We start from the raw sequence: 23,431 nt of genomic DNA, 5'->3' as shown, positions 1-23,431 counted from the left end.
CATTTGAAAATATAGAGCGAATTATGATGCCGTCTCATCAGTTGTTTAACAGGGGATATCATTCCTTCAACCAGCTTTTGCCCGAACTTGCTGTTCAACAGACTACTCAGACGGCATTTGAATTCGTCCGCAGCGCCAGTGAAATTCACAGCCAAAGCTATGACCAGCTACACCAGCGCGCCGCGTCGCTTGCAGAGGCTTTAATGCAGTACGGGCAGCGGGGCGACAGGGTCATATTGCTTTATCCGGATGGTGAAGATTTTATTGGCGCTTTTTTTGGCTGTCTTTACGCCGGCAGGGTGGCGGTTCCCGTCCCGATGCCCGCAAAATCGTCAGGAAGCGCGTGGGAGCGTTTTGCTGGCGTATTACGTAATGCGCAAACGGACTGTATTGTTACGACAGCCAGGGGGGCAGAAACGCTAGGCCAGCTATCACTTCCGTTATCCCCGCTTATTTTTACCTTCGACAAACCCGACACGTCCGCGCTTCCTGCGGGTTATCGTCTGCATCATCTTGAACGCACCTTCTCCGGGGCATTTCACCCCGTTCCGGTAGCAGACAACGATCTGGCTTTTTTACAGTACACCTCGGGTTCGACGGGCTCCCCGAAAGGCGTGATGGTGACCCATGGCAACCTGTGGGCTAACTCACATGCCATTCATCGCTTTTTCGGCCACCACAGCGAAAGCCGGGGCACGATCTGGCTGCCGCATTTTCATGATATGGGGCTTATTGGCGGGCTACTGCAGCCCGTGTTTGGCGCATTCCCCTGTCGGGTGATGTCGCCCATGATGTTAATGAAAAACCCCCTTAACTGGCTCAAACAGATTTCCGACTATCAGGCGACGACCTCCGGCGGCCCTAATTTCGCCTACGAGCTGTGCGTGCGTAAGATTGGCCAAGAGCAGGTTGAGGCACTGGATCTTTCGCGCTGGGATGTGGCCTTTTGCGGCGCAGAGCCGATTCGGCCCGCCACGCTCAAGCAGTTTAGCGAACACTTTGCGCCTGCAGGGTTCCGGCCCGGCGCGTTCCTGCCCTGCTACGGCATGGCGGAAACCACGCTCATTGTCACCGGAATGGACAAAGGGCAGGGGCTCCGCGTTTCCGACGAGGCCGGTGCGGTGAGCTGCGGGCAGGCTCTGCCGGATACCGAGGTGTGCATCGTCGATCCTGACCACCATCAGCCGCTCGCTGACGGTGAGAGCGGAGAAATATGGCTGCGTGGTCCGAGCGTTGCCGCCGGATACTGGGCCAATGATGCCGCCACGCGCGAAACCTTCCGGGCGTCTCTGGCAGGCGATCCGCACCCGTGGCTGCGCAGCGGCGATATGGGTTTTCTCCAGTCCGGCCATTTGTACGTCACCGGACGGCTCAAAGAGCTGCTGATTATCAACGGCCAGAACCACTACCCGACGGATATTGAAGAGACGATCCGCCAGTCCGCTCCCGCGCTGGCGGAAGCGACGGTCTGCGTGTTTGCCAGTGAAGACGAGCGCCCGGTAGCGCTGCTTGAGCTGATGACGCGCCATAAAAATGATCTCGATATGGCGACGCTGGCACCGTCCGTGACCGCGGCGGTGGCGGAGCGTCACGGCATTACGCTGGATGAACTGCTCCTTGTCGAACGAAGGGCAATCCCCCGCACCACCAGCGGGAAATTACAGCGCACCCGCGCGAAGATGATGTATCAGCAGGGGACCCTGGACGTGGCCTGGCGCAGCCGCCAGGACGCGTCAAAACCGGTTGAACACGCGGGGGAAACCCCTCCCGCGCTGGCGGCGCTGATTGCCGGGATAATCGGCAACACGCTGAACACGACGATCGGCGAATCCCGGTGGGATGACGCGTTTACCGGCTTTGGCTTGAGCTCTTTGCAGGCGGTGGGCGTCATTGGCGAGCTTGAACAGCGGCTGGGCCGCGAGCTCTCTCCCGCGCTGATTTACGACTATCCCACCATCAATCAGCTGGCGGTCGCGCTGGGAGAACCGGCTGCGGTCCGGCCGGTCAGCGCCGCCGTCGCGGAAAGCGCCATTGCGGTGATTGGTATCGGCGTGGAGCTGCCGGGGCATAGCGGCGTGGAGGCGCTGTGGTCGCTGCTGCAGCAGGGCCACAGCACGACCGGCGAGATCCCGGCGCAGCGCTGGCGTACCTCGTCCCTTGACGGTTTTAACCGTAAAGGCAGTTTCTTTGACGAGGTCGACGCCTTCGACGCAGGCTACTTCGGCATCTCTCCCCGCGAAGCCGTCTATATCGATCCGCAGCATCGTCTGCTGTTAGAAACCGTTCAACAGGCGCTCACCGATGCCGGCCTTAAGGCATCCTCCCTGCGCGGTAGCGATACGGCGGTTTATGTCGGGATCAGCGCCAGCGACTATGCCCTGGCCTGCGGCGATAACGTCTCGGCCTACAGCGGCTTAGGCAACGCGCACAGCATCGCGGCCAACCGAATTTCTTATCTTTATGATTTAAAAGGGCCAAGCGTCGCCGTCGACACGGCATGCTCTTCCTCGCTGGTGGCGATAGAGGGGGCAATGCAAAGCCTGCGGGCCGGACGGAGTTCTCTGGCCATTGCCGGAGGCGTTAATCTGGCGCTGACGCCGCATTTGCAAAAAGTCTTCACCGACGCCCAGATGCTGGCCCCCGACGGCCGGTGTAAAACCTTTGACGCCCGCGCCGATGGCTACGTTCGTGGCGAAGGGTGTGGCGTCGTGGTGCTTAAGCCGCTTTCGCAGGCGCTGGCGGATGGCGATCGGGTTTATGCCACGCTGGTGGCGAGCGCCGTGAACCAGGACGGTCGCAGCAACGGCATTACCGCGCCAAATGGCCCATCGCAGCAGGCGGTCATCCGGCAGGCAATGGCGGATGCCGGAGTGGACAGCGACAGCATTGACTATATCGAAGCGCACGGAACGGGAACGGCGCTGGGCGATCTGATCGAATATCAGGCGCTGGAAGCGGTATTTGCGGACCGGAAAAAAAACGCACCTGTCCAGGTGGGGTCGATTAAAACCAACATTGGCCACCTGGAGGCGGCGGCGGGCGTGCTGGGCGTGGTGAAAACGTCTCTGATGTTGCACTACCGACAATACGTGCCGCACCTCAATTTCCAGCATAAAAACCCGCATATTGCGGCGATTAGCCGTCATGTTGAGGTAAGCGGTGCGCAGCCTGCCTCATGGCATGCCGATGGTGACGCACGCTACGCGGGCGTAAGCAGCTTTGGCTTCGGCGGCACCAACGGTCACGTGATTTTGCGCAGCGCGCCAGCGGTGGAAAAACGCCAGGAGCCCGCTGCGCCCCACGGCCTGCTTCTGATCGGTTCACATGATGAAGGGGCGTTTACCCTTCAGCGGGAGGCGGTCAAAAAAGGGTTATCGACATGTCAGGAGAGCGATATCGCCACCTGGTGTCGGCTGGTGAACACCCGCTACGACGCGGCCCGCTATCGCGGCGTGGCGTATGGCGCGGACCGCGCCCAGCTGGCGGACAGCCTTGCGCAGCTCACGGCCTGCAAAGTAGGTAAAGCCCAGCCTCAGGTCTGGCTCTTCCCGGGGCAGGGCACCCAGCAAATCGGCATGGGGGCCGAGCTGTATCACCATCTGCCGCACTATCGCGCCCAGTTTGACGCGCTGGCGACGACCATCCGGCAGCGTTATCAGATTGATATCACGCAGGCGCTGTTTGCCCGTGACGATAGCTGGCAGCGCTGCGCCAGAACCTGTCAGCTCTCCTTATTTGCCTGTAGCTACGCGCTTGCTCAGAGCGTGATGCAGTTTGGACCCCGTCCGGCTGCCGTGATGGGGCACAGCCTGGGAGAGTACTGCGCGGCGGTCATCGCAGGCTATCTCTCGCTCGACGACGGGCTGGCTATGGTTCATCAGCGCGCGCTGTTGATGTCAGCCCTGACGCAGGAAGGGGCGATGGCGGTTGTCTTCAGCGGTGAAGCCGAGGTGTGCCAGCTGATTTCACCCTGGGCGGGTGACATTGATATTGCCGCATTCAACACGCCGACGCTGACCACCATCGCAGGCAGCCAGACGGCGATTGACGCCTGTCTCCAGGCCATTTCTGCTCAGGGCGGCCACGCCAGAAAAATTAAAACCGCCAGCGCATTTCACTCTTCGATGATGGAGCCGATCCTGGGTGCCTGGCGCGAGTGGCTGGTCAACAACGTCACCTTCACCCGCGGGACGATCCCGTTTTACAGCAACCTGAACGGCGAGGCGTGCGACCAAACCGACGCCGACTACTGGACCCGGCAAATTCGCCAGCCCGTGCGTTTCCTTCAGGGCGTGCAAAACGTGCTTGCGCAGGTTGAGTTCACCTTTATCGATCTGAGCGCGGACAGTTCGCTGGGCAAATTTGTGACCGCCACCGACCGCCGTCACCGGGTGCTGGCCGCAGGCGATCGGCGACATGAGTACAAATCACTGCTGACGCTGCTGGGAACGCTGTGGCAGCAAGGGCACGACATCAACTGGAGCGGGCTGTACCACGCGACCACGCGGGAGGCGTTAAACCTGCCTGCCATCCAGTTCTGCCGCAAACGTTACTGGCTGGCGGATGAGACGCCAGCGCAGACCCCATCTGCAAAAGAGGACGCTATGTCAAATCAACACCATTTAGCCGCTGAAATAAAAGCGATTATTGCCGGTTTTCTTGAGGCGGATCCCGCCACGCTTGACGACGAACTGCCCTTCCTGGAAATGGGGGCGGACTCGCTGGTGCTGCTGGATGCCATCAATACCATTAAAGACCGCTACGGCGTGGCCATCCCGGTACGGGCGCTGTTTGAAGAGCTCAATACGCTGGACGCGGTGATCGGTTATGTGGTGGAGCACGCGCAGCCAGCGGCGGCTGCGGCTCCGCTCAGCACCCCGGAAACCGCCGGGCAGGCGGCGCAGCCTGTCGTGGCTATGCCGGAAACCAGCAAGCCGGTGCCTGGCGCGGTTCAGGATCTGATTGCCCGCCAGCTGGAGCTTATGTCCCAGCAGCTCACGCTGCTCAACGGCACGGCGCAGACTCTCCCGATGCCCGTCGCGCCAACGATGCCGGACGTCATCGCGCCAGCGCCTGTCGCCACCCCGGCCGCACCGGTGAAGGCCAGCGCGCACAGCAGCTGGTTTAAAAAAGAGACGAAAAAGGTCTCCCTGGGCGCCGAGCGCGACCAGCATCTGGCGCAGCTCACCCAGCGGTTTGTCGATAAAACAGGCGGGTCGAAACGCAATGCCCAGCAGTACCGCGCCGTGCTGGCGGATAACCGGGCCTCTGCGGGCTTTCGTTTATCCACCAAGGAGATGCTTTATCCCTTAGTGGGGGAACGCTCTCAGGGCTCGCGCATCTGGGACGTTGATGGCAACGAGTATATTGACTTTACGATGGGGTTTGGCGCCAACCTGCTGGGGCATGCACCGGACTGCGTGCAGCAGGCCGTTGCCGACCAGCTGGCGCGGGGCATGCAGATCGGGCCGCAAAGCGCGCTGGCGGGCGAGGTGGCAACGCTTATCAGCGAGCTGACCGGCCAGCAGCGGGTGGCATTTTGTAACTCCGGCTCTGAAGCGGTAATGAGCGCCGTGCGCCTGGCGCGCGCCGTTACGGGGAAAAATAAAGTCGCGCTGTTTAGCGGCTCATATCACGGCGTGTTTGACGGCATTCTGGGGCGGCAGCAGGGCGGAGAAACCCCCGAGCGCGCCACGCCGATTGCCGCCGGTACGCCGCCATCGCTGGTGGACGACCTGCTGGTGCTCGATTACGGCAGCGAAGAGAGCCTGGCGCTTATCGCCCGCTATGCCGCCGAGCTGGCGGTGGTGATCGTCGAACCGGTGCAGAGCCGTTATCCCGATCATCAGCCGCGCGAATACCTGCATACCCTCCGCGAGCTGACGACAACCCACAACATTGCGCTGATGTTTGACGAGGTGATCACCGGTTTCCGTCTGGCGGCCGGCGGCGCGCAGGCCTATTACGGCGTTCAGGCGGATATCGCCTCCTACGGTAAGATTGTCGGCGGCGGTATGCCGATCGGCGTGATTGCAGGCTCCAGCCGCTTTATGGACAGTATCGACGGCGGATTCTGGCAGTATGGCGATGACTCCTGGCCGCAGGCTGAACTGATCTTCTTTGCCGGTACCTTCTCCAAGCATCCGCTGACCATGGCGGCAAGCAAAGCCGTGCTGGAGTACATCAAAGCCCATCCGGCGCTGTATGACGACATCAACCAAAAAACCGCGCGTCTGACGATGTCGCTAAATACCTGGTTCTCTGCAACCGGTACGCCGATTGAGATCGTCTCTGCCGGCAGCCTGTTCCGTTTCAAATTCAACGGCAACTACGACATCCTCTTCCACCACCTGATGCTGCGCGGCATTTTCATCTGGGAAGGGCGTAACTGCTTTGTCTCGGTCGCACACGCGGACGAGGATATCGACCGCTTTATTGCGGCAGTGAAAGAGAGCGTTAACGCCATGCGCGTGGACGGCTTCTTTGGGCAGGCCGGATTGCGCCCCGACACGCGCTATGCCGTTGCAGACAGCCAGCAGCGTTTTCTGCAGCTGGCCGCGCGGGATGAAAGCGGGCGGTTGGCCGGGACGATCGGCGGCGTCATTGAAACGCCGCGCAACGTAGACAGCGAGATCATGCTTGCCGCCTGGCAACTGCTGTGCGAGCGCCATGACGCGCTGCGTATGCAGTTCACTGACGCAGGCGAACTTCAGGTGGCCCTGGCGCCCACCGTCGATATCAGCGAGGAATACGCGGCGCCTGCCGCCTGTCTCGCTGAGTTTGCCGCGCGTACCTTTGACCTGACCGCCGCGCCGCTGGCCCGACTGCTGCTGGTCCGCCATGAGGGGAAAACCACGCTCGCCATCGCGGCACATCATTCGGTGGCGGACGGCTGGTCGTTCATGGTGATGCTGCGCGAGCTGCTGCATCTTTACGATGCCCTGGCGTCGGGTAAACGCCCTGACCTGGCGGCTGCGGCAAGCTATCTGCAGGCTATCCGTGCGCAGAACATCGTCAGCGAGGCAGCGCTACCTGCGCGTCTTGCGGCGCTTCCTGCCCGCCGGGCAACGCCAGACGTCCTTACCGTAATGGCACCTTCCCGGACGTATCAGGGGCAGCGGGTGGTACAGCGCTTGTCGTATCCGGGCCTGACCGCGCAGCTGCGCAAAGCCTCCGCCGAGCTGCGGGTGACCCGCTTCGCGATGCTGAATGCGCTCTTTACCCTGACGCTTGAGAAGGCGGTCGGTCATTCCCCGGTGCCGGTCGGCGTGCCGGATGCCGGGCGGGATTTCGGGCAGGGCGATGCGCTTGTCGGCCAGTGCGTCCGGCTGTTGCCGCTATGTATCGACAGCGCCGCCTGTGCGTCGTTATCTGATGTCGCCAGGGCAATCCATGACGGCATCCTCGCGCAGCGCGACGAGCCCGCCCTGCCGTCACGCTGCTTCCACGGTCAGGATGCGCCGCTTCCGCTGCTGGCGACCTTTAACGTCGAGCCGCATGCTCCGCTGGCAGAGCTGCGGCAGTGGGAGGCCAGCCTGTCGCTCCTCCCGATCGGCGCCGTCGAATTCCCGCTGATGGTTAACATTCTCGAGACGAAAGAGGGGCTGTCCGTCGAGCTGGACTACCAGATACGCTATTTCACCGAGGCGAGCGCCCGTGCGTTGCTGGAGCACTTCCTGAAGGCGATCGCTGTGCTGGCCGAGCAGGGCGGAGAGGCTGTTGATGCATTGTTCTCGTCATCAGAGGCGCTGGCCGCATCATGAAAAAGCTGACGATTTTTGTCCTCGCGGGCGCCGTGCTGGCGTTCGTGGTTAATCTGCTGATCGATGCCGGACTGTTTTATCAGGTGCAGGAGCGCGGCGGTGAACAGTGCCAAAAAATCACCGGCATTGAGGGCGCGGAAGATATCGCGCCCTTATCGGATGGTGGGGCAATAGCCAGCAGCCTCAACCGACACGGCAGCGCGCCCGGCGCGCTCTATTATCTCAACGGCAGCGACAGGCCGCGGCGGTTGGCAGGTGACTATCCGGATGCCTTTTTCCCGCACGGTATCGATGTCTGGCAGCAGGAGGGCGAGACGTGGATCTACGTGGTGAACCACCGTCCCCAGGAGGACAGCATTGACGTGTTTCGCTTTAATCGCGCGCAGATGCGTCTTGAGTATCAACCCGCCCTGTCGCGCGCGGTCGGAAACAACATCAATGATATCAGCGTCATTGATAAAACCCGCTGGCTGCTGACGCGGGACCACCGGTGGACGGGCTTCGCGGGACGCGTGGAGGACTATCTGCGACTGCCGCTGTCCAGCGTCCTGCTGGCAGACGAGGCGGGGCTGCATATCCTGATCGATGACCTGCATTTTGCGAACGGCATTTATTACAACCGACAATTGGGGCGTCTGTACGTGGCGGAAACCACCCGCGGCGCGGTGAGCAGCTGGGCGTGGCAGCCGAACGAGGCTGCGCCCGTCCTGCTGGGGCGCTTCAGCGGCCTGCATGGCGTCGACAATATCCTGCCGGACGGGCAGGGAATGCTGGTGGCGGCGCACCCGCAGCTTCTGAAGCTGGCCGCCTATCAGAAAGATGCCCAGGCGCGTTCACCGTCCATGGTGTGGAGGCTGACAACCGGCGCACAGGGTGAAATCAGTCAGGCCACTATTTTCTATCAAAGCCACGGTGCGTCGCTGGCGGGAGTCAGCGTTGCCGCGCCCATGGGCGGAAAAGTGATGATGGGCAGTGTCTTTGACGACGGGCTGCTGCTGTGCGGGGAGCAATAAGATGCTGAAGAGATGGTTTTCCCGACGTGGTCATTTTCAGGGGACGCTTGAGGGACATGAATTCCCCCTGCCGTCCGGCCATACGCTTCTCGAAAGCGCGCTCAACGCCGGCGTTTCCCTGCCGTATAACTGCCAGGTCGGCTCGTGTAAATCCTGTCTTTGCCGGGTAACGAGCGGCAAGGTGCGTTCGCTTGTCGACCTGAGCTATTTGCTCAGCCAGGAGGAGATTGCCGCCGGCCACGTGCTGGCATGCCAGTGCCTGCCAGAATCGGATTTAACGCTGGCCGCGGCATCCGCGTCCTGGACGCCTGCGCGAGTTAAGCGGGCTGTTGCGCTCTCATCCACGGTATGGCGCGTGACGCTGCTGGCGGAGCAGGCGTTGCCCTTTCAGCCAGGACAATACGTTCAGGTCGGTCTCGAAAAGGATAAGGATATCCGGAGCTTCTCCGTGAGCTGGCCGAGCCAGGGGCGAGAGATTGTTCTGGATATCACGCGCCGTGAAGAGGGGCGGCTATCCCCACTGCTGTGTGATGAACAGGCGACTGGACGGAAGGTGTGGCTCTCAGACTGCCTGGGGCAGTTCGGCCAGCGGGATGACGGTAACGGTCCTCTGCTGGCTATCGCCAGTGGATCGGGACTGGGAACGACGCTGGGTCTGGTCCGCGCCGCGCTGGCGCGTCATCCCCACCGCGAGGTCATGCTGATCCACGCGGTTCGCAGGCGGCAGGACACATTCGACCTGCAGGAACTGCATCGTCTGCGTCAGCACTATCCCGGTTTTCACTATCTGCACGCGTTATCCCGGGAGCGTGAGGTTCAGGCGATGGAGCTGGCAGGACGCATTACCTGCTGGCTGGACGACTGGCGCGCCCTCTATCCCCGCCGGACGGCGGTAGCCGAATGGCGCGTCGTGATTTGCGGCAATCCCGCGCTGGCGCAGGCGTGCCGGCAGAGGCTGCTTGCCGGAGGGGTGATGAGCCACCTGCTTGAAATGGACTGCTTCTCCCCGCCGGTCGGTGCAAAAAACAGTCATAACAATAAGGAGCCCGTATGTTGAGTTACCTGAGATTTGCCCTTGTCCCCTGCATTTTTTTTCCGCTGACCGCGCTCACAACCGTGCTCGGCGGCGTGTGGATCGTCGTTTCCATCCTCTGCGTGACGCTGAGCTATCTCCTTTTCGATAACGCAACCACGCACGACACCGCCGATCGCCACTACCGGCTGCCGGCGCTGCTGGAAATCATCCCGTATTTACAGCTCCCGGCCGCGCTGCTGGCGTTGTTCGCCCTGATCTGGCAGGCCGCGCCGGGCGATCTGCTCGGGTTTGGCGCATGGCTTTCCGCCCTGACGGGTCACAACATCATGGCGCTGCATCACCTTACCGAGCCTGAGCTGCTGCTTGCGGCGGTCTCCACCGGCTATACCATGAGCACCAACACCGTGGTGGCCCATGAGCTTATCCACAAAACCCACAGCCTGGCGGCGATGATGGTCGGGCGCTGGCTTCTGGCGCTGGTCGGCGATGCGCAGTTTTCGATTTCACACGTCTATTCGCATCATCCTAACGTGGCGACCCCGGCGGACGGCGCGACGGCGCGTCGTGGGGAGAGTGTGTATCGCTTCTTTATCCGTTCTTCTCTGTCGCAGTATGTTGAATCCTGGCAGGTGGAAGCGCAGCGGCTGTCGCTTCAGAACCGAGGCGGCGCCATGCTGGTGAACCGGGTGGTGAGCGGGGTGCTGATGAGCCTGCTGATCGTGGCGATCTGCTTTACGGCGGCGGGCGTCCGGGGCGCGCTGGCGTGCCTGGTGACCATGCTGGTCTCTAAGTTCCTGTTTGAAACGGTGAATTACATCCAGCACTACGGTCTGGTCCGCCTTCCCGGCACGCGGGTGGAGCCGCGACACAGCTGGGATTGCAATAACCGGGCCTCGTCGGCCGGTCTGTTGAACCTGACGCGCCACTCCGATCATCACACCCATCCGCGTCGTGAATACTGGAATTTGCAGGCGCACAGCTACGCGGTGGGAATCGAAAAAGGGTATGTCGCCCATATTTTTTACGCGCTGATCCCGCCGCTGTGGTTTAAGCGAATGGAGGCAAAACTCGCGTACTGGGACGAACACGTTGCCAGTGACGCAGAGCGTGCCCTGATCCGTCAGTCTGAATCATCCGCGGTTAAGTCCACTGTTCCCTGTGTTTCCGGAGAGTCCCATGAGTGAGCAATTTGATCGTCTGATTGAGCAAGCCTACCAGCAGTATCGTGGCCCCGCCTACCTGCGCTCACCGATGGTGTCATGCGTGAAGGCCGGTATCCGCCTGATGGATCGGGTTGTGCCGGGGGCGACCGCCGACTGGCTGGGCAATCGGTTTTTTACGCCGCGCCGGGTGCCGACGCGTGCAGGCGATAAAGAGATGACGGCGCTGGCGAGCCGCATTGAGTCTCTCCCTTTGAGTAATGGTAAACATGCGGTGGTGTACCGCTGGGGCAGCGAGGGACCTACCGTGCTGTTAGCCCACGGCTGGGAGTCGAGGGCTTCCCACTTTGGCAGGCTGATCAAGACGCTGGTCGAAAAGGGCTTTCAGGTCATCGGGTTTGACGCCCCCGCACATGGCAACGCGGCTGGACGTCAGAGCAGCATCGTCGAGTTCATTGAAATCATTGAACAGCTGGCGCAGCAGGAAGGGGGTTTTGACGCGATTGTGGCGCACTCGTTTGGCGGGTTATCCGTTATTAATGCGGTAAAAGCGGGATTGCGGACCCGCGCGCTGGTTATCGTGGGGGCGCCGACGCACTTTAGCGGGCTGGTCACCAAATATGCCGCGATCCTGAATCTCCCGGGTCGTCAGCAGCAAAGGCTACGACGGTATATTGAAGGGTACTTTGGTATTGGCGAGGCGGTCTGGCAGCGCTTTAACGCCTATGAGGGGCTGCAGCAGGTCGATCAGCCTGCTCTGGTTATTCACGACAGCAGCGATGACATCGTATTGCGGGTCGAAGCGGAATGCCTGGTCAACGCCTGGCCTGGCGCGAGGCTGGCAGAGACCCACGGTCAGGGGCATAATCCGCTGCGCCGTCCGGGGGAGGGCATCGACATGGTGATGGCGTATCTGGCTCCCTTGCTGGCGTCAGGCAATGAGCGTGATAACCCTGTCGCCTGAGAGCTGATAATAGCCCTGGATCCGGCTGCCCTTTACGCGTTGAGGTGACAGCGTCTGGGTCAGCTCCAGGGTGATCCTCTGCTCTTCAGGCGCGATGTGGCACATGCGGGCCGCGTCAAAATCGAGGGCGCGGCCAACCTCAGGATAGAGCGCTTTATAAAGGCTCTCTTTCGCGGAAAAGGTGATGAGTAGCGCGCTGGCCTCGTCGAACGGGCTGGCGGCAAGACATTCCCGCTCCTGCGGTGTGGTAAACAGGTGCGCTGTCCGCTGCATCATCCCGGGGGCAAAAAACTCAATGTCGACGCCCGGCGTCAGGCCAGACGCCTCTGGCGCGATGACCGCCAGCGCCCACTCATGAGAATGTGACAGGCTTCCCCGCCAGCCGGAAGGCCACACCGGAGAACGATCCGGCGCGCTGCCCGGCGTAGCGTCACAGCCGAAGGATCTCAGCACCCGCTGCGCGGCATAGCGTGCCGCAAGATACTCCGCCCGGCGTTTTACCACGGCGCTGTTGAGCGGAACGGGAAAAGGGATGCCCCATTTATCAAAGAGCCCGTCATGGTACTCGTGCACGGTGAATGAGACCAGGCAGTAGCGCAGTGCGGGGAAAGGGGCGACGTTGCCCATCTCAACGGAGTGAATAAAAGGGGGCGCGGAATCCGTGTTTATCGCAGTAAACATAGCAGGGTTTCGGTATCTGTCGGGAGGACAGAATGCCATAGAAGTGCGGGCCGGGTAAGGGGAATCACCCGGCCGCGGGAGAAAACGGTCAGGCCGTTACAGAATGGCTTTGATGCTCTGCGCCAGCGGCGTCGTTGCGCGCCCGATCAGTTTGCTCAGCGTATGGCTATCGTCAAAAAGTCCCCCTTTGGAGGCACCGACATCGGAGTCCGCCAGCATATCCGCCAGCCCGGCAGGCAGGCCGACGCTTTTCAGCGCGGCGGCAAAATCCGCTTCACTGAGATTCTGATAGGTGACCGGCTTCCCGCTCTGTTTGCTGAGTTCAGCCGCCAGTTCGCTCAGCGTCCAGCCGTGGTCGCCCGCCAGTTCATACACCTTGCCCGCGTGGCCCTCTTCAGCAATCACTTTGGCTGCCGCCGCGGCATAGTCTGCGCGGGTGGCAGAGGCAATTTTGCCTTCGCCTGCCGCACCAATAAACACGCCGTGTTCCAGCGCAGGCGGCGCGCTCGCCAGATAGTTTTCGGTATACCAGCCGTTGCGCAGCAGGGCATAAGGAATGCCGGACGCCGCCAGCGCGTTTTCAGTGGCAACGTGTTCAACGTGCAGACCGAGCGGTGAGTTGTCCGCGTGCAGCAGGCTGGTGTAGGCGATAAATTTCACTCCTGCCGTTTTGGCGGCGTTAATCACGTTCTGGTGCTGGGTTGCGCGCTGGCCGACTTCACTGGAAGAGATCAGCAGCAGTTTATCCACGCCGCTCAGCGCGGCGGCGAAGGCGGCTTCGTCCGTGTAGTCTGCCTGACGCACCACTATCCCCTGCTGGCTTAAGGCCTGCGCTTTCGCCGGGTTACGTACGATGGCCACAATCTGGCTGGCCGGTACGGTTTTCAACAGCTGTTCGATAACGAGATGGCCAAGCTGGCCTGTAGCGCCGGTAATCGCGATCATGGTGAATCTCCTTCGTGTTTGTCTGATGTTGTGGCACACTAGCACCATAGCTAACTTTTAGTAAGTACGTACAAAAAGGTAAGTATGAAAACAACGATACCGACGCTCAGCGAACAAATGCGCGATGGCAATCTTTTCGCGGAGCAGTGCCCTTCACGCGAGGTGCTCAAACACGTGACCAGCCGCTGGGGTGTCCTGATTCTGCTGGCCCTGCGCCAGGGAACACATCGCTTTAGCGATCTGCGCCGTAAAATGGGCGGGGTGAGCGAAAAGATGCTGTCCCAGTCGCTCCAGGCGCTGGAGCTGGACGGGTTTGTCGATCGCGTGTCGTATCCGGTGGTGCCGCCGCACGTAGAGTATAGCCTGACGCCGCTGGGCGTTGAGGTGAGCGAGAAGGTCGCCGCGCTGGCGGACTGGATTGAGGTTAATACGCCGAAGGTGATGGCGAACAGGGACGATCGCGCGGCGTAAAAGCCGGGTATGTGCGGCCTGATGCCCTCACCCTGGCCCTCTCCCACAGGGAGAGGGAACAAACACCAAAAACGGCAACGTGCGTTGCCGTTTTGCTTTTACTTGCTCAAGTCCACCTGATAAATCGCGAACCCGATATCATCCGTCGCGACCTGTTTCATCGGATACTGCGCCTTCTGCTTAATAAACGCGGCTGCCTTATCGGACGGTGACGTTTCAAAACGGATATCCAGCGGCGTATCGCTGTGGATCGGCGCGAGACGCCAGTTGTTATCCACTGCCGGATGAATTTCTCCCGCTTTTTTCGACTCCGCGCTGATCCACGCCGCCAGCACCGAGCGGTTCTCATCTGGAGAAGCAAAGGCGATGTGGCTATCGCCCGTACCGGCAAACTTACCGCCGTAGGCACGGTAGTTATTGGTCACCACCAGGAAAGTGGCATTCGGGTCGATCGCCTTGCCGTTGAAGGTAAGGTTTTTGATGCGCTCCGCCTGCGGGTTGATCGCCTGACACTCGCCGTCATATTTCGCCGGCTGGGTGACGTCAATCTGGTAGTTCACGCCGTCGATCACGTCGAAGTTGTAGGTACGGAAGCCGTCCCAGTTAATCAGCGACTGCGGCTTGCTGCTGTGCGGATCAATCTGGTTAAACTGTCCGGCAGAGCACTCCAGCCACTCTTTCACCTCTTTCCCGGTGGCTTTAACCACCACCAAAGTATTCGGATAGAGGTAGAGATCGGCGGCGTTACGGAAGGTCAACTGGCCCTTTTCGACCTCCACATAGCTTGCCGGGTCATTCTTACGTCCCCCCACTTTGAATGGCGCTGCGGCCGACAGGACAGGCAGTTTTGCCAGATCCGGATCGCCCTGCACAAAGTGTTCGGCATAGGCTTTCTGCGCCATATTGACGACCTGAACGGTCGGGTCATCCTGCACCAGCGCCAGGAAGCTGTACATGTTGTCGGCGGAGTTGCCGATCGGCTTGCTGACGAATTCGCGCGTGGCGTCGTGATCGTGCTTCAGCACGTCGACCAGTTTTTTATCTTCAGCCGCCAGCGATTTTTTAGCCGCAGCGTCGTAAATCGGGCGCGCTTCAGCTTTTGACTGCGTCACCTTCCAGCTGCCGCTGTCGTTATTCAGCACCAGGTCCACCACGCCCAGATGGTCGCCCCACATGCCCGGCATCACCGACGGCACGCCGTTGAGCGTGCCTTTCTCAATGTCCGCCCCTTTGATGCCGGCAAAATCTTTGCCCGGGAAGACCGCGTGGGCGTGGCCGAAGAGGATTGCGTCAACGCCCGGGACCTCACTGAGGTAGTAAACGGAGTTTTCTGCCATGGCCTGGTACGGATCGGCGGAGAGACCCGAGTGGGCGACAACGACCACCAGATCGGCGCCTTTTTTACGCATTTCCGGCACGTATTTGCGAGCGGTTTCGGTGATGTCGTTCACGGTCACTTTACCGTCGAGGTTGGCTTTATCCCACGTCATGATCTGCGGTGGGACAAAACCGATATAGCCGATTTTTAGCGTCTGTTTTTTACCGTCCTTGTCGACGACGCTTGTCTCTTTAATCAGGTAAGGGGTAAAGAGCGGCTTTTGGGTCTTAACGTCGATGATATTGGCATTAACGTACGGGAATTTCGCGCCGGCCAGGGCGTCATGGAGGTATTTCAGACCGTAGTTGAATTCATGGTTGCCAAGGTTGCCGACGGTATAATCCAGAGTGTTCATCGCTTTATAAACAGGATGGATCTCGCCTTTTTTCAGCCCCTTGGTCGCCATGTAATCTCCGAGCGGACTGCCCTGAATGAGATCGCCATTGTCGACCAGCACGCTGTTTTTCACTTCGCCACGCGCCGCATTGATCAAACTTGCCGTACGTACCAGTCCGAATTTTTCCGTCGGGGTATCTTTGTAGTAATCGAAGTCCATCATGTTGCTGTGCAGATCGGTCGTTTCCAAAATACGCAGATCTACCGTCGCCGCCTGAACGCTCGCTGCAATCAGCGTCGCCAGAAGCGTTGCACTAAACTTAATCATCAGAGGAGTCCTTTTTTCGATGCAGACCACAAAAGAGTATGTATCTATAGCTTGTTGCTTACAGAAATGTGAATCCTGACAGAAAAATGTAACCTGAAACCGGAATTGCTTCACAGATAGCGGAATTGTTCACATTACGATATAACTAAAACAAAGAGTTAACCTCACTGCGTTAACAAAGAGGTGGAAAATGCTAGATAAAATTTGTCAGCTCGCACGGGATGCGGGAGATGCCATCATGCAGGTGTATGACGGTAGTAAACCTATGGAGGTGGTCAGCAAAGCCGACGACTCTCCGGTCACGGCGGCAGATATTGCGGCGCATAAGGTGATCCTGAAAGGGTTACAGGCCTTAACGCCGGACATCCCCGTCCTGTCAGAAGAAGCGCCGCAAAGCTGGGAGGAGCGTCAGCACTGGCAGCGCTACTGGCTGGTCGATCCGCTGGACGGGACAAAAGAGTTCATCAAGCGCAACGGTGAATTCACCGTCAATATCGCCCTGATTGAAAAGGGAAAAGCGGTGCTGGGCGTGGTCTATGCGCCGGTCATGAAAGTGATGTACAGCGCCGCAGAAGGGAAGGCGTGGAAGGAAGAGTGCGGCGTGCGCAAGCAGATCCAGGTGCGCGATGCGCGTCCACCGCTGGTGGTGATTAGCCGCTCGCACAGCGACAGCGAGCTGCAGGAGTATCTGCAACAGCTGGGTGAACACCAGACCACCTCGATTGGCTCATCGCTGAAATTCTGCCTGGTGGCGGAAGGTCATGCGCAGCTCTACCCCCGCTTCGGGCCAACCAACGTCTGGGATACCGCCGCCGGGCATGCCGTTGCCGCGGCAGCCGGGGCGCACGTTCATGACTGGCAGGGCAAGCCGCTGGACTATACCCCGCGCGAATCCTTCCTCAACCCCGGCTTCCGCGTCTCGATTTATTGAGCCAGCAGCTTATGCAGCAGGTCAACAACCTGCTGCACCTCTTCCTGGGTTAACGCACCGTCTTTCACCCATTGAACGCGACCTTCTTTATCCAGCACGATAATGGCGGAGCTCTCTTCTTCCAGTTGCCAGGCCTTACGGGTGACGCCGTTGCTGTCGACGATAAACTGCGACCACGGGTAGAGCTTTTTATTGCTCTCAAGGCTTGAGCGCACAAACATCCCGGAGCCCGGAATGGCGTCATCGGTATTCACGATCGTGGTGGTCTGGTAGCGGTCGTGAGGGAATTTTGCGGCCTTGATCGCTTCCACCAGGCTGGCATTTTTCTCTTTTGCGGATGTACGACCGGCAATATGTTGTACAACTCTCACTTTGCCCGCGAGCTGCGCGCTATTCCAGGCTTTGTAGCTAAACTTATCATTGTCGAGAATCAATTCTCCCCGGTCAGCAATGCCGACTGGCGGTACACGTTGTCCTTTTTCAATGCTGTGAGCGGAAGCCCACAGGGGCAGCAGCAGGCAGGCTGCTGCAAGGATATTACGTAGGGTCATGGCGTTTCCTTATTGTTTGCAGGTGATCCGACCACTTGGTCTTGCGCTTTTAATGATAAGTGCGATCAATGTGGTTTTCCCGCAATCCCGATGCCAGTTTGCGGGTGAACGCACATATCCATGAAAAAACGACGGCTTATACTGCTCTCAGTCACGCTTTGCAAAGATTATTCTGAATAATTGTAATCAAACGGTAAATAAACTTATGCACACTGGGTAACACCGTAGTTCTGGTCTATAGTCATTGGGCATTAAAATTTGCGCTCAGGACAGTCGGGCCGATTGTGGCACCGCAAGAGCGTATGATTCGCAGGAGATACAAGAATGAAAATTTTCCAACGCTACAACCCGCTTCAGGTGGCGAAGTACGTGAAGATCCTGTTCCGTGGACGGTTGTATATCAAGGATGTTGGCGCTTTTGAGTTTGATAAGGGCAAGATCCTTGTCCCAAAAGTGAAGGACAAACAGCATCTGTCTGTGATGTCCGAAGTCAACCGTCAGGTTATGCGTCTGCAGACTGAGATGGCTTAACCAACGTGCTATGCAGTAGTTAAAAAGACGGCTCCCGATGGGAGCCGTTGATGTTTGTAGGGGCTGGAACGTTACGCCGACACCTTCTCTTCCGCGTCCGGCAGCTTCGGCACCAGTACGGTCGGTTTGTTGTCGATGCGCGTCACCAGCAGCTGGTCGATGCGGTAGTTATCAATATCCACCACCTCAAACTTGTAGCCGGAGAACTTCACCGAGTCGGTACGTTTCGGGATCTTACGCAGCATAAACATCATAAAGCCGCCGATGGTCTCGTAGTTGCCGGACTGCGGGAACTCGTCGATATCCAGCACGCGCATCACGTCTTCAATCGGCGTGCCGCCATCAATCAGCCATGAATTATCGTCACGCTGAACAATCTGCTCTTCCAGCCCCTGGCCAACCAGGTCGCCCATCAGCGTGGTCATCACGTCGTTCAGGGTGATAATACCCACCACCAGCGCGTATTCGTTCATGATAACCGCGAAGTCTTCCCCGGCGGTTTTGAAACTTTCCAGCGCTTCGGAGAGCGTCAGGGTGTCCGGCACAATCAGGGTATTGCGGATCTGCACGCCGCTGTTGAGCGCCAGGCTCTGGTTTGCCAGCACGCGGTTCAGCAGGTCTTTGGAGTCGACGTAACCGATGATGTGGTCGATATCTTCATTACAGACCAGAAACTTGGAGTGCGGGTGCTGCGCCACTTTGTTCTTCAGGCTCTGCTCATCTTCATGTAAATCGAACCAGATAATGCTTTCACGGCCCGTCATGGAAGACGGCACGGTACGGGATTCCAGTTCAAATACGTTCTCAATTAGCTCGTGCTCCTGCTTGCGCAGTACCCCGGCCAGCGCGCCGGCTTCTACGACCGCATAGATGTCGTCAGAGGTGATGTCGTCTTTACGCACCATCGGCAGCTTAAAGATGCGGAAAATCACGTTCGCCAGGCCGTTGAAGAACCACACCAGCGGACGAAACACGTACAGACAGAAGCGCATCGGGTTGATGATACGCAAAGCCACAGCTTCTGGCGCAATCATACCGATGCGTTTCGGGGTCAGGTCGGCAAAGAGGATAAACAGGCCGGTGACCAGCGAGAAGGAGAGGATAAAGCTCAGCTGTTCGGCCAGCTCAACGGACATGTACTTAACAAAGAGGCTATAAAACGCCGGGGAAAACGCCGCATCGCCCACGATACCGCCGAGAATGGCGACCGCGTTGAGGCCGATCTGCACCACGGTGAAGAACATGCCGGGGTTTTCCTGCATTTTCAGAATGCGGGTGGCATTGATGTTGCCTTCATCGGCAAGCAGCTTCAGTTTGATTTTACGGGACGCGGCCAGCGAGATCTCAGATATCGAGAAAAATGCACTGACGGCAATCAGACAAAGTATTACTAAAATACTGTTTAACATAGTTTATCCGGCTTCTCGCCAGATCCTCAGAAGGGGAGTTGATACCATTTGTGTGAAAACACATTGAACACCAGCTCGTAGCGTTGAGCCGATTATTTCAGCGGGTAGTATAGCGTAAAGAGATGTAAATCTGCCAGAGGTCACATTTTTGGCATAAAACAGACCGGACAGCGGGCGCTGTCCGGTACATCGCGTTATTTCACGGTAGACAGGCGGACATCGCCCACCGCCCGACGGGTGGCATCGCCTCCCCATACCTGATCGTATTCATAGCCCGTGAGCTGCTTAATCACCACGCGGGTCCCGGCGTCGCAGTCGCGGTAATCGCCACCCAGCTTACGGCGCGCAATCTCCTTCAGAAGCAGCTTGTGCGTCTCACGGGTGAGCTTGAACCTGTAGGTGGTGAAGAAGCTGACCGCCAGCAGGGCTGCCGTTGCGAAGATCATCAGGCCGATAATTGCCCCCAGCGCGCTTTCAGGCTGCGCGCCGCTGCCCTTCACAAAGCCGGACTCCTGCAGCACCAGGCCAATGATCATGATGGCAATCGCCACCGTGCTCTTGCGGGTCAGGACCATCACGCCGGCAAAAATGCCTTCGCGGCGCTGCTGGGTCACCATCTCGTCAATATCCGGAATGAAGCTGTATATATTCCACGGAATATAGTAGAGGCCAGAGCGGGCGGCACCGAGCAGAATAAAGACCGCGGAGAACAGCAGCGTCGGTACCTGCGTTTTAGTGAGGTAGACCGTAAACAGGAAGGCCAGCACCAGGAAGATACAGCCGTAAGCGAGCCGCAGGGCGGCAGACGGCGTGACGTTCAGCCGGTTCAGCAACAGCATAAATCCATAGGTGCCGGGTACCGAGGCGAAGGCCGCAATGCTCAGCCAGCCGGAAACCGCCGAGGCATCCTGGCTCAGGCAATACACGACGTAATAGGTAAAGACCGAACCGAACACGTCCATCGCCGTGAACGAAAAGATGTAAATAATGATATGCAGGCGAAACGCGCGAATACGGAAGGAGGAAAAGAGATCCAGCACCAGATATTTCAGGTGATTGAGTATCCCGCTGCTGCGCTGGTTGTCCACTTTAAAATCTGACTCTTGATGCACATCCTTTGCTTCCCAGGTGGTGTACCAGGTAATAAACACCGCAAGGCAGAACACGCAGGAAAATATCAGCCCGGTGAGGGTATAGGTAAACGGATTATCTTTACCCGTAAACTGCATAATCACGCCGGGAACCGAAACCGCAAGAAAACCGCCCAGTTGGGAGCAGATCATCCGCACGCCTGAGAGGCGGCTACGCTCTTCATACCGGTTCGTCATCTCAGCCGCCAGGGTCTCCCAGGGGACCAGCACCATCGCCGACAGCAGCTCAATAGAGAGGTAAGTGCCCAGGTAGTACCAGTAACCCATGTCCGTCATCCACAGCAGGGCATACAAAAACATGAGCGGTGAGCTGAGTAATAAAAAGAAGCGGCGACGGCCAAATTTACGCCCGAGCCAGGTATCCCCGAAGTTATCGGTGATATAGCCCATAATCGGGCTTAATAGCGCATCAATCACGCGGGCAATGGCGAATATAGATCCCGCTTCAATGACTGAGAGTCCGCAATAGGTGGTGTAAAAAAATAACAGCCAGGTGCCGATAATGGTAAACGCACCCCCGCCAAAAAGATCGGTTACGCCGTAGCCGAGCGCCACGCCATAACCCACTCTACGTTCAGTTGGTTTGACCATAATAATATCCAGTGTAGGGTAATGATTAACCCGTTTTCCGGGTCGTTTTTTTATTGAGTGCTGGAATACAAATTACGTTCTAGTTATTGATATCTATCCATTGTCTTAACTGAGATGAGCGGTAAATAGCCTCCACAAGGGTGAGTGATTTTCCGGCTTCATGGATGTCGGTGTAATCCGTGTTTCCGGGATGAGAAATAGCATGATAAAAACGGCGGATCGCCTGCTCGTGCCCCAATCCCCAGTAGCTTTTGATCTGGCCGTCAGGGGAGTTATCGCTGGCCAGCCTGAGTCGCTCGCCAGGGGTAATACGCCAGAGCGCGTTGTCACTGAGCAGCAGTGAGCCCCGTTCGCAGTGGATTTCAAGCCAGAGGGGGGAATCCGTGGTATTGCAGTTGCTGGCGTAAAACAGGCCGCGTGCGCCGTTGGCAAAGTGCAGTGTGGCCATCGCGCTGTCTTCCCCTTCGGTCACGTCCGCCAGCTCGCCGCTGTCCACCACGCCTTTCACGCGCGTTACGCCGCCTGCGAACCACTGCATCAGGTCGAGGGTATGAATGGCCTGGTTGATCAGCAGGCTGCCCCCTTCCGTTGCCAGCCGCCCGCGCCACGGGCTTTCGGTGTAGTACGCGCCCGAGCGTGACCACGTCAGCACGGCCTTAATGCTGAGCATTTTTCCCAGCTCGCCGTCCTCCAGCATCTGGCGAATGCGCAGGCTGGTGGGGTTGAGGCGGTTCTGGTAGCACACGCCGAGCAGACCCGACGCCTGTTCGGCGGCACGGGTGATGTCCACGAGTTCGCTGCTGTTCATGCCCACCGGTTTTTCGCAGAAAACATGCTTCCCGGCGGCGAGCGCCGCCAGGATCATGTTCTTATGCTCGAAATGCGGCGTGCAGATGTGGACCACGTCGATGGCATCATCCAGCAGCATTTCCCGGTAATCCTGATAGAAGCGGCACTGATAGCGCATTGCCAGCTCCAGCCCTTTGACGCTGTCGATGTCCACCAGCGCGCATAGCGCGACGTTGGGGAGCAGGCGCAACGCATTCACATGGCAGCCGTGAATCGCTCCGGCACCGATAACCGCCGTGTTCAGGATCGTCATTGTCGCCTCCCGTTATTCCGTCGCGTTGGCCAGCATCTGGGCCTTTACGCAGAGCTCCGCCGCTTTGAAGGCGTGCGCCTGCGTCATGGCGTTTTCTGTACGATGCAGACAGTCGAGGATCAGTTCGCCAAAGAACGGGAACCCGACCTGTCCGGCGACCGGATAGCGGAATTCCCCCTCTTTATTGACGAGATAAACCACGTCCTGCTCGCCGCGGGTGAGATCGACATATTTGCGGATCTCGATATACCCGTCGGTGCCGAGCAGCGTCAGACGGCCGTCGCCCCAGGTTGAGAGCCCGTCCGGGGTGAACCAGTCGCAGCGGAAATAGCCGCTGGCGCCGTTTTCGCCCCTGATTGTTGCGTCACCGAAATCTTCAAATGCCGGATGCTGCGGATGGTTGAAATTGCGTGCCTGGCTGGCGACCACGGTGGCGTTACGGTTGCCCGTGTAAAACAGAAATTGCTCAATCTGGTGGCTGCCGATGTCGCACAGAATGCCGCCAAAATAGCGACGATCGTAGAACCAGTCCGGGCGGCCGGTCCCTTCCCGGTGCGGGCCGGTTCCCAGGGTTTGCACCACGCGGCCAATGGCCCCCTGCTGCACCAGCTGTCCGGCAAACACCGCGCTCTCCACGTGGAGACGTTCGCTGTAGTACACGGCGTATTTCCGCCCGGTTTTCTCAACCATCGCTTTGGCATCCGCCAGCTGTTCAAGAGTGGTGAGCGGCGCTTTATCCGTGAAGTAGTCCTTGCCTGCGGCCATGGCTTTCAGCCCCAGCGCACAGCGCTCGGAGGGGATGGCCGCACCGGCCACCAGGCGCACCTCGTCGTCGTTGAGTATCACCTCCAGCGACTCCGCCACTTTTGCCTGCGGGTACTGCTGGATGAATTTATCCACTTTGGCCGGATCGGGATCGTATACCCACTTCAGCGTGGCCCCGGCTTCAATCAGGCCGTTACTCATCCCGTAGATATGGCCGTGGTCGAGCGCGGCAGCGGCAAAAACAAATTCCCCTTCGCGGACAACCGGCTGGGGTTTACCCACCGGGGCGTAGTTCATTCCGTCATTTTTGTTCATGGTGTCACTC

Annotated in this window: 16 protein-coding genes; 8 read left to right on the top strand and 8 right to left on the bottom strand. The window is 58.8% G+C overall.

Translation table 11 applies throughout. The features are described from left to right. The first annotated feature begins 26 nt into the window (after positions 1-26). From AC0TNG_RS15150 to AC0TNG_RS15130, 5 genes are read left to right on the top strand one after another with little or no spacing between them, the layout of a single operon-like run. Positions 27-7,763: an aminotransferase class III-fold pyridoxal phosphate-dependent enzyme gene (locus AC0TNG_RS15150; RefSeq protein ID WP_473712611.1), complete on the top strand. Its 7,737-nt coding sequence runs from the start codon at positions 27-29 to the stop codon at positions 7,761-7,763. Beyond that, on the top strand, positions 7,760-8,776 hold the full coding sequence (locus AC0TNG_RS15145) for an arylesterase (RefSeq protein ID WP_417927946.1): 1,017 nt from the start codon (positions 7,760-7,762) through the stop codon (positions 8,774-8,776). The genes AC0TNG_RS15150 and AC0TNG_RS15145 overlap by 4 nt, the downstream gene beginning before the upstream one ends. A gap of 1 nt (position 8,777) precedes the next feature. Next, positions 8,778-9,833: a 2Fe-2S iron-sulfur cluster binding domain-containing protein gene (locus AC0TNG_RS15140; RefSeq protein WP_417927945.1), complete on the top strand. Its 1,056-nt coding sequence runs from the start codon at positions 8,778-8,780 to the stop codon at positions 9,831-9,833. Next, positions 9,827-10,996, top strand: coding sequence for an alkane 1-monooxygenase (locus AC0TNG_RS15135; protein ID WP_417927944.1), 1,170 nt, complete (start codon positions 9,827-9,829; stop codon positions 10,994-10,996). The genes AC0TNG_RS15140 and AC0TNG_RS15135 overlap by 7 nt, the downstream gene beginning before the upstream one ends. Continuing rightward, positions 10,989-11,936, top strand: a complete 948-nt coding sequence (locus AC0TNG_RS15130) for an alpha/beta fold hydrolase (RefSeq protein WP_090419361.1) — start codon at positions 10,989-10,991, stop codon at positions 11,934-11,936. Before AC0TNG_RS15135 ends, AC0TNG_RS15130 begins: the two co-directional genes overlap by 8 nt. Here the strand turns inward: AC0TNG_RS15130 and AC0TNG_RS15125 are convergent. Both AC0TNG_RS15125 and AC0TNG_RS15120 read right to left on the bottom strand, forming a co-directional pair. Continuing rightward, positions 11,904-12,617 (bottom strand): 4'-phosphopantetheinyl transferase family protein, encoded by a 714-nt coding sequence (locus tag AC0TNG_RS15125; protein ID WP_473712562.1) that lies wholly within the window; start codon positions 12,615-12,617, stop codon positions 11,904-11,906. The genes AC0TNG_RS15130 and AC0TNG_RS15125 overlap by 33 nt on opposite strands. A gap of 96 nt (positions 12,618-12,713) precedes the next feature. Further along, entirely contained in the window at positions 12,714-13,562 is an 849-nt protein-coding gene (locus AC0TNG_RS15120) for an SDR family oxidoreductase (protein WP_157188517.1), read from the bottom strand. Positions 13,563-13,646: 84 nt separating this feature from the next. Here AC0TNG_RS15120 and AC0TNG_RS15115 point away from each other — a divergent pair, with 84 nt between their 5' ends. After that, complete coding sequence (locus AC0TNG_RS15115; RefSeq protein WP_023334278.1) at positions 13,647-14,033, top strand: winged helix-turn-helix transcriptional regulator; 387 nt, start codon at positions 13,647-13,649, stop codon at positions 14,031-14,033. A gap of 98 nt (positions 14,034-14,131) precedes the next feature. Here AC0TNG_RS15115 and AC0TNG_RS15110 read toward each other — a convergent pair whose 3' ends face one another. After that, positions 14,132-16,075, bottom strand: coding sequence for a bifunctional 2',3'-cyclic-nucleotide 2'-phosphodiesterase/3'-nucleotidase (locus AC0TNG_RS15110; protein ID WP_473712563.1), 1,944 nt, complete (start codon positions 16,073-16,075; stop codon positions 14,132-14,134). A gap of 190 nt (positions 16,076-16,265) precedes the next feature. Here AC0TNG_RS15110 and cysQ point away from each other — a divergent pair, with 190 nt between their 5' ends. After that, positions 16,266-17,006, top strand: a complete 741-nt coding sequence (gene cysQ / locus AC0TNG_RS15105; RefSeq protein ID WP_024907298.1) for a 3'(2'),5'-bisphosphate nucleotidase CysQ — start codon at positions 16,266-16,268, stop codon at positions 17,004-17,006. On the opposite strand, the gene AC0TNG_RS15100 is transcribed toward cysQ, so the two are convergent. After that, positions 17,000-17,557: a YtfJ family protein gene (locus AC0TNG_RS15100; RefSeq protein ID WP_473712564.1), complete on the bottom strand. Its 558-nt coding sequence runs from the start codon at positions 17,555-17,557 to the stop codon at positions 17,000-17,002. The genes cysQ and AC0TNG_RS15100 overlap by 7 nt on opposite strands. 324 nt (positions 17,558-17,881) lie before the next feature. Between AC0TNG_RS15100 and AC0TNG_RS15095 the strand changes: the two genes are divergently transcribed. Continuing rightward, positions 17,882-18,088: a DUF1107 domain-containing protein gene (locus AC0TNG_RS15095; RefSeq protein ID WP_008501430.1), complete on the top strand. Its 207-nt coding sequence runs from the start codon at positions 17,882-17,884 to the stop codon at positions 18,086-18,088. 71 nt (positions 18,089-18,159) lie between these two features. Here AC0TNG_RS15095 and paeA read toward each other — a convergent pair whose 3' ends face one another. The 4 genes from paeA to AC0TNG_RS15075 all read right to left on the bottom strand — a co-directional run bounded on the left by paeA (position 18,160) and on the right by AC0TNG_RS15075 (position 23,421). Beyond that, complete coding sequence (gene paeA, locus AC0TNG_RS15090) at positions 18,160-19,497, bottom strand: polyamine export protein PaeA (protein WP_023310162.1); 1,338 nt, start codon at positions 19,495-19,497, stop codon at positions 18,160-18,162. A gap of 194 nt (positions 19,498-19,691) precedes the next feature. Beyond that, a complete protein-coding gene (locus AC0TNG_RS15085) occupies positions 19,692-21,239 on the bottom strand; it encodes an MFS transporter (protein WP_473701952.1) in 1,548 nt (515 codons plus the stop codon). 79 nt (positions 21,240-21,318) lie between these two features. Continuing rightward, on the bottom strand, positions 21,319-22,341 hold the full coding sequence (locus AC0TNG_RS15080; protein ID WP_473712565.1) for a Gfo/Idh/MocA family protein: 1,023 nt from the start codon (positions 22,339-22,341) through the stop codon (positions 21,319-21,321). 12 nt (positions 22,342-22,353) lie between these two features. Continuing rightward, complete coding sequence (locus AC0TNG_RS15075) at positions 22,354-23,421, bottom strand: Gfo/Idh/MocA family protein (protein ID WP_248272840.1); 1,068 nt, start codon at positions 23,419-23,421, stop codon at positions 22,354-22,356. Positions 23,422-23,431 lie beyond the last annotated feature (10 nt).

It is taken from the genome of Enterobacter sp. PL_is514 (assembly GCF_055816715.1).
This window is presented reverse-complemented; position numbering and strand designations above follow the sequence as displayed.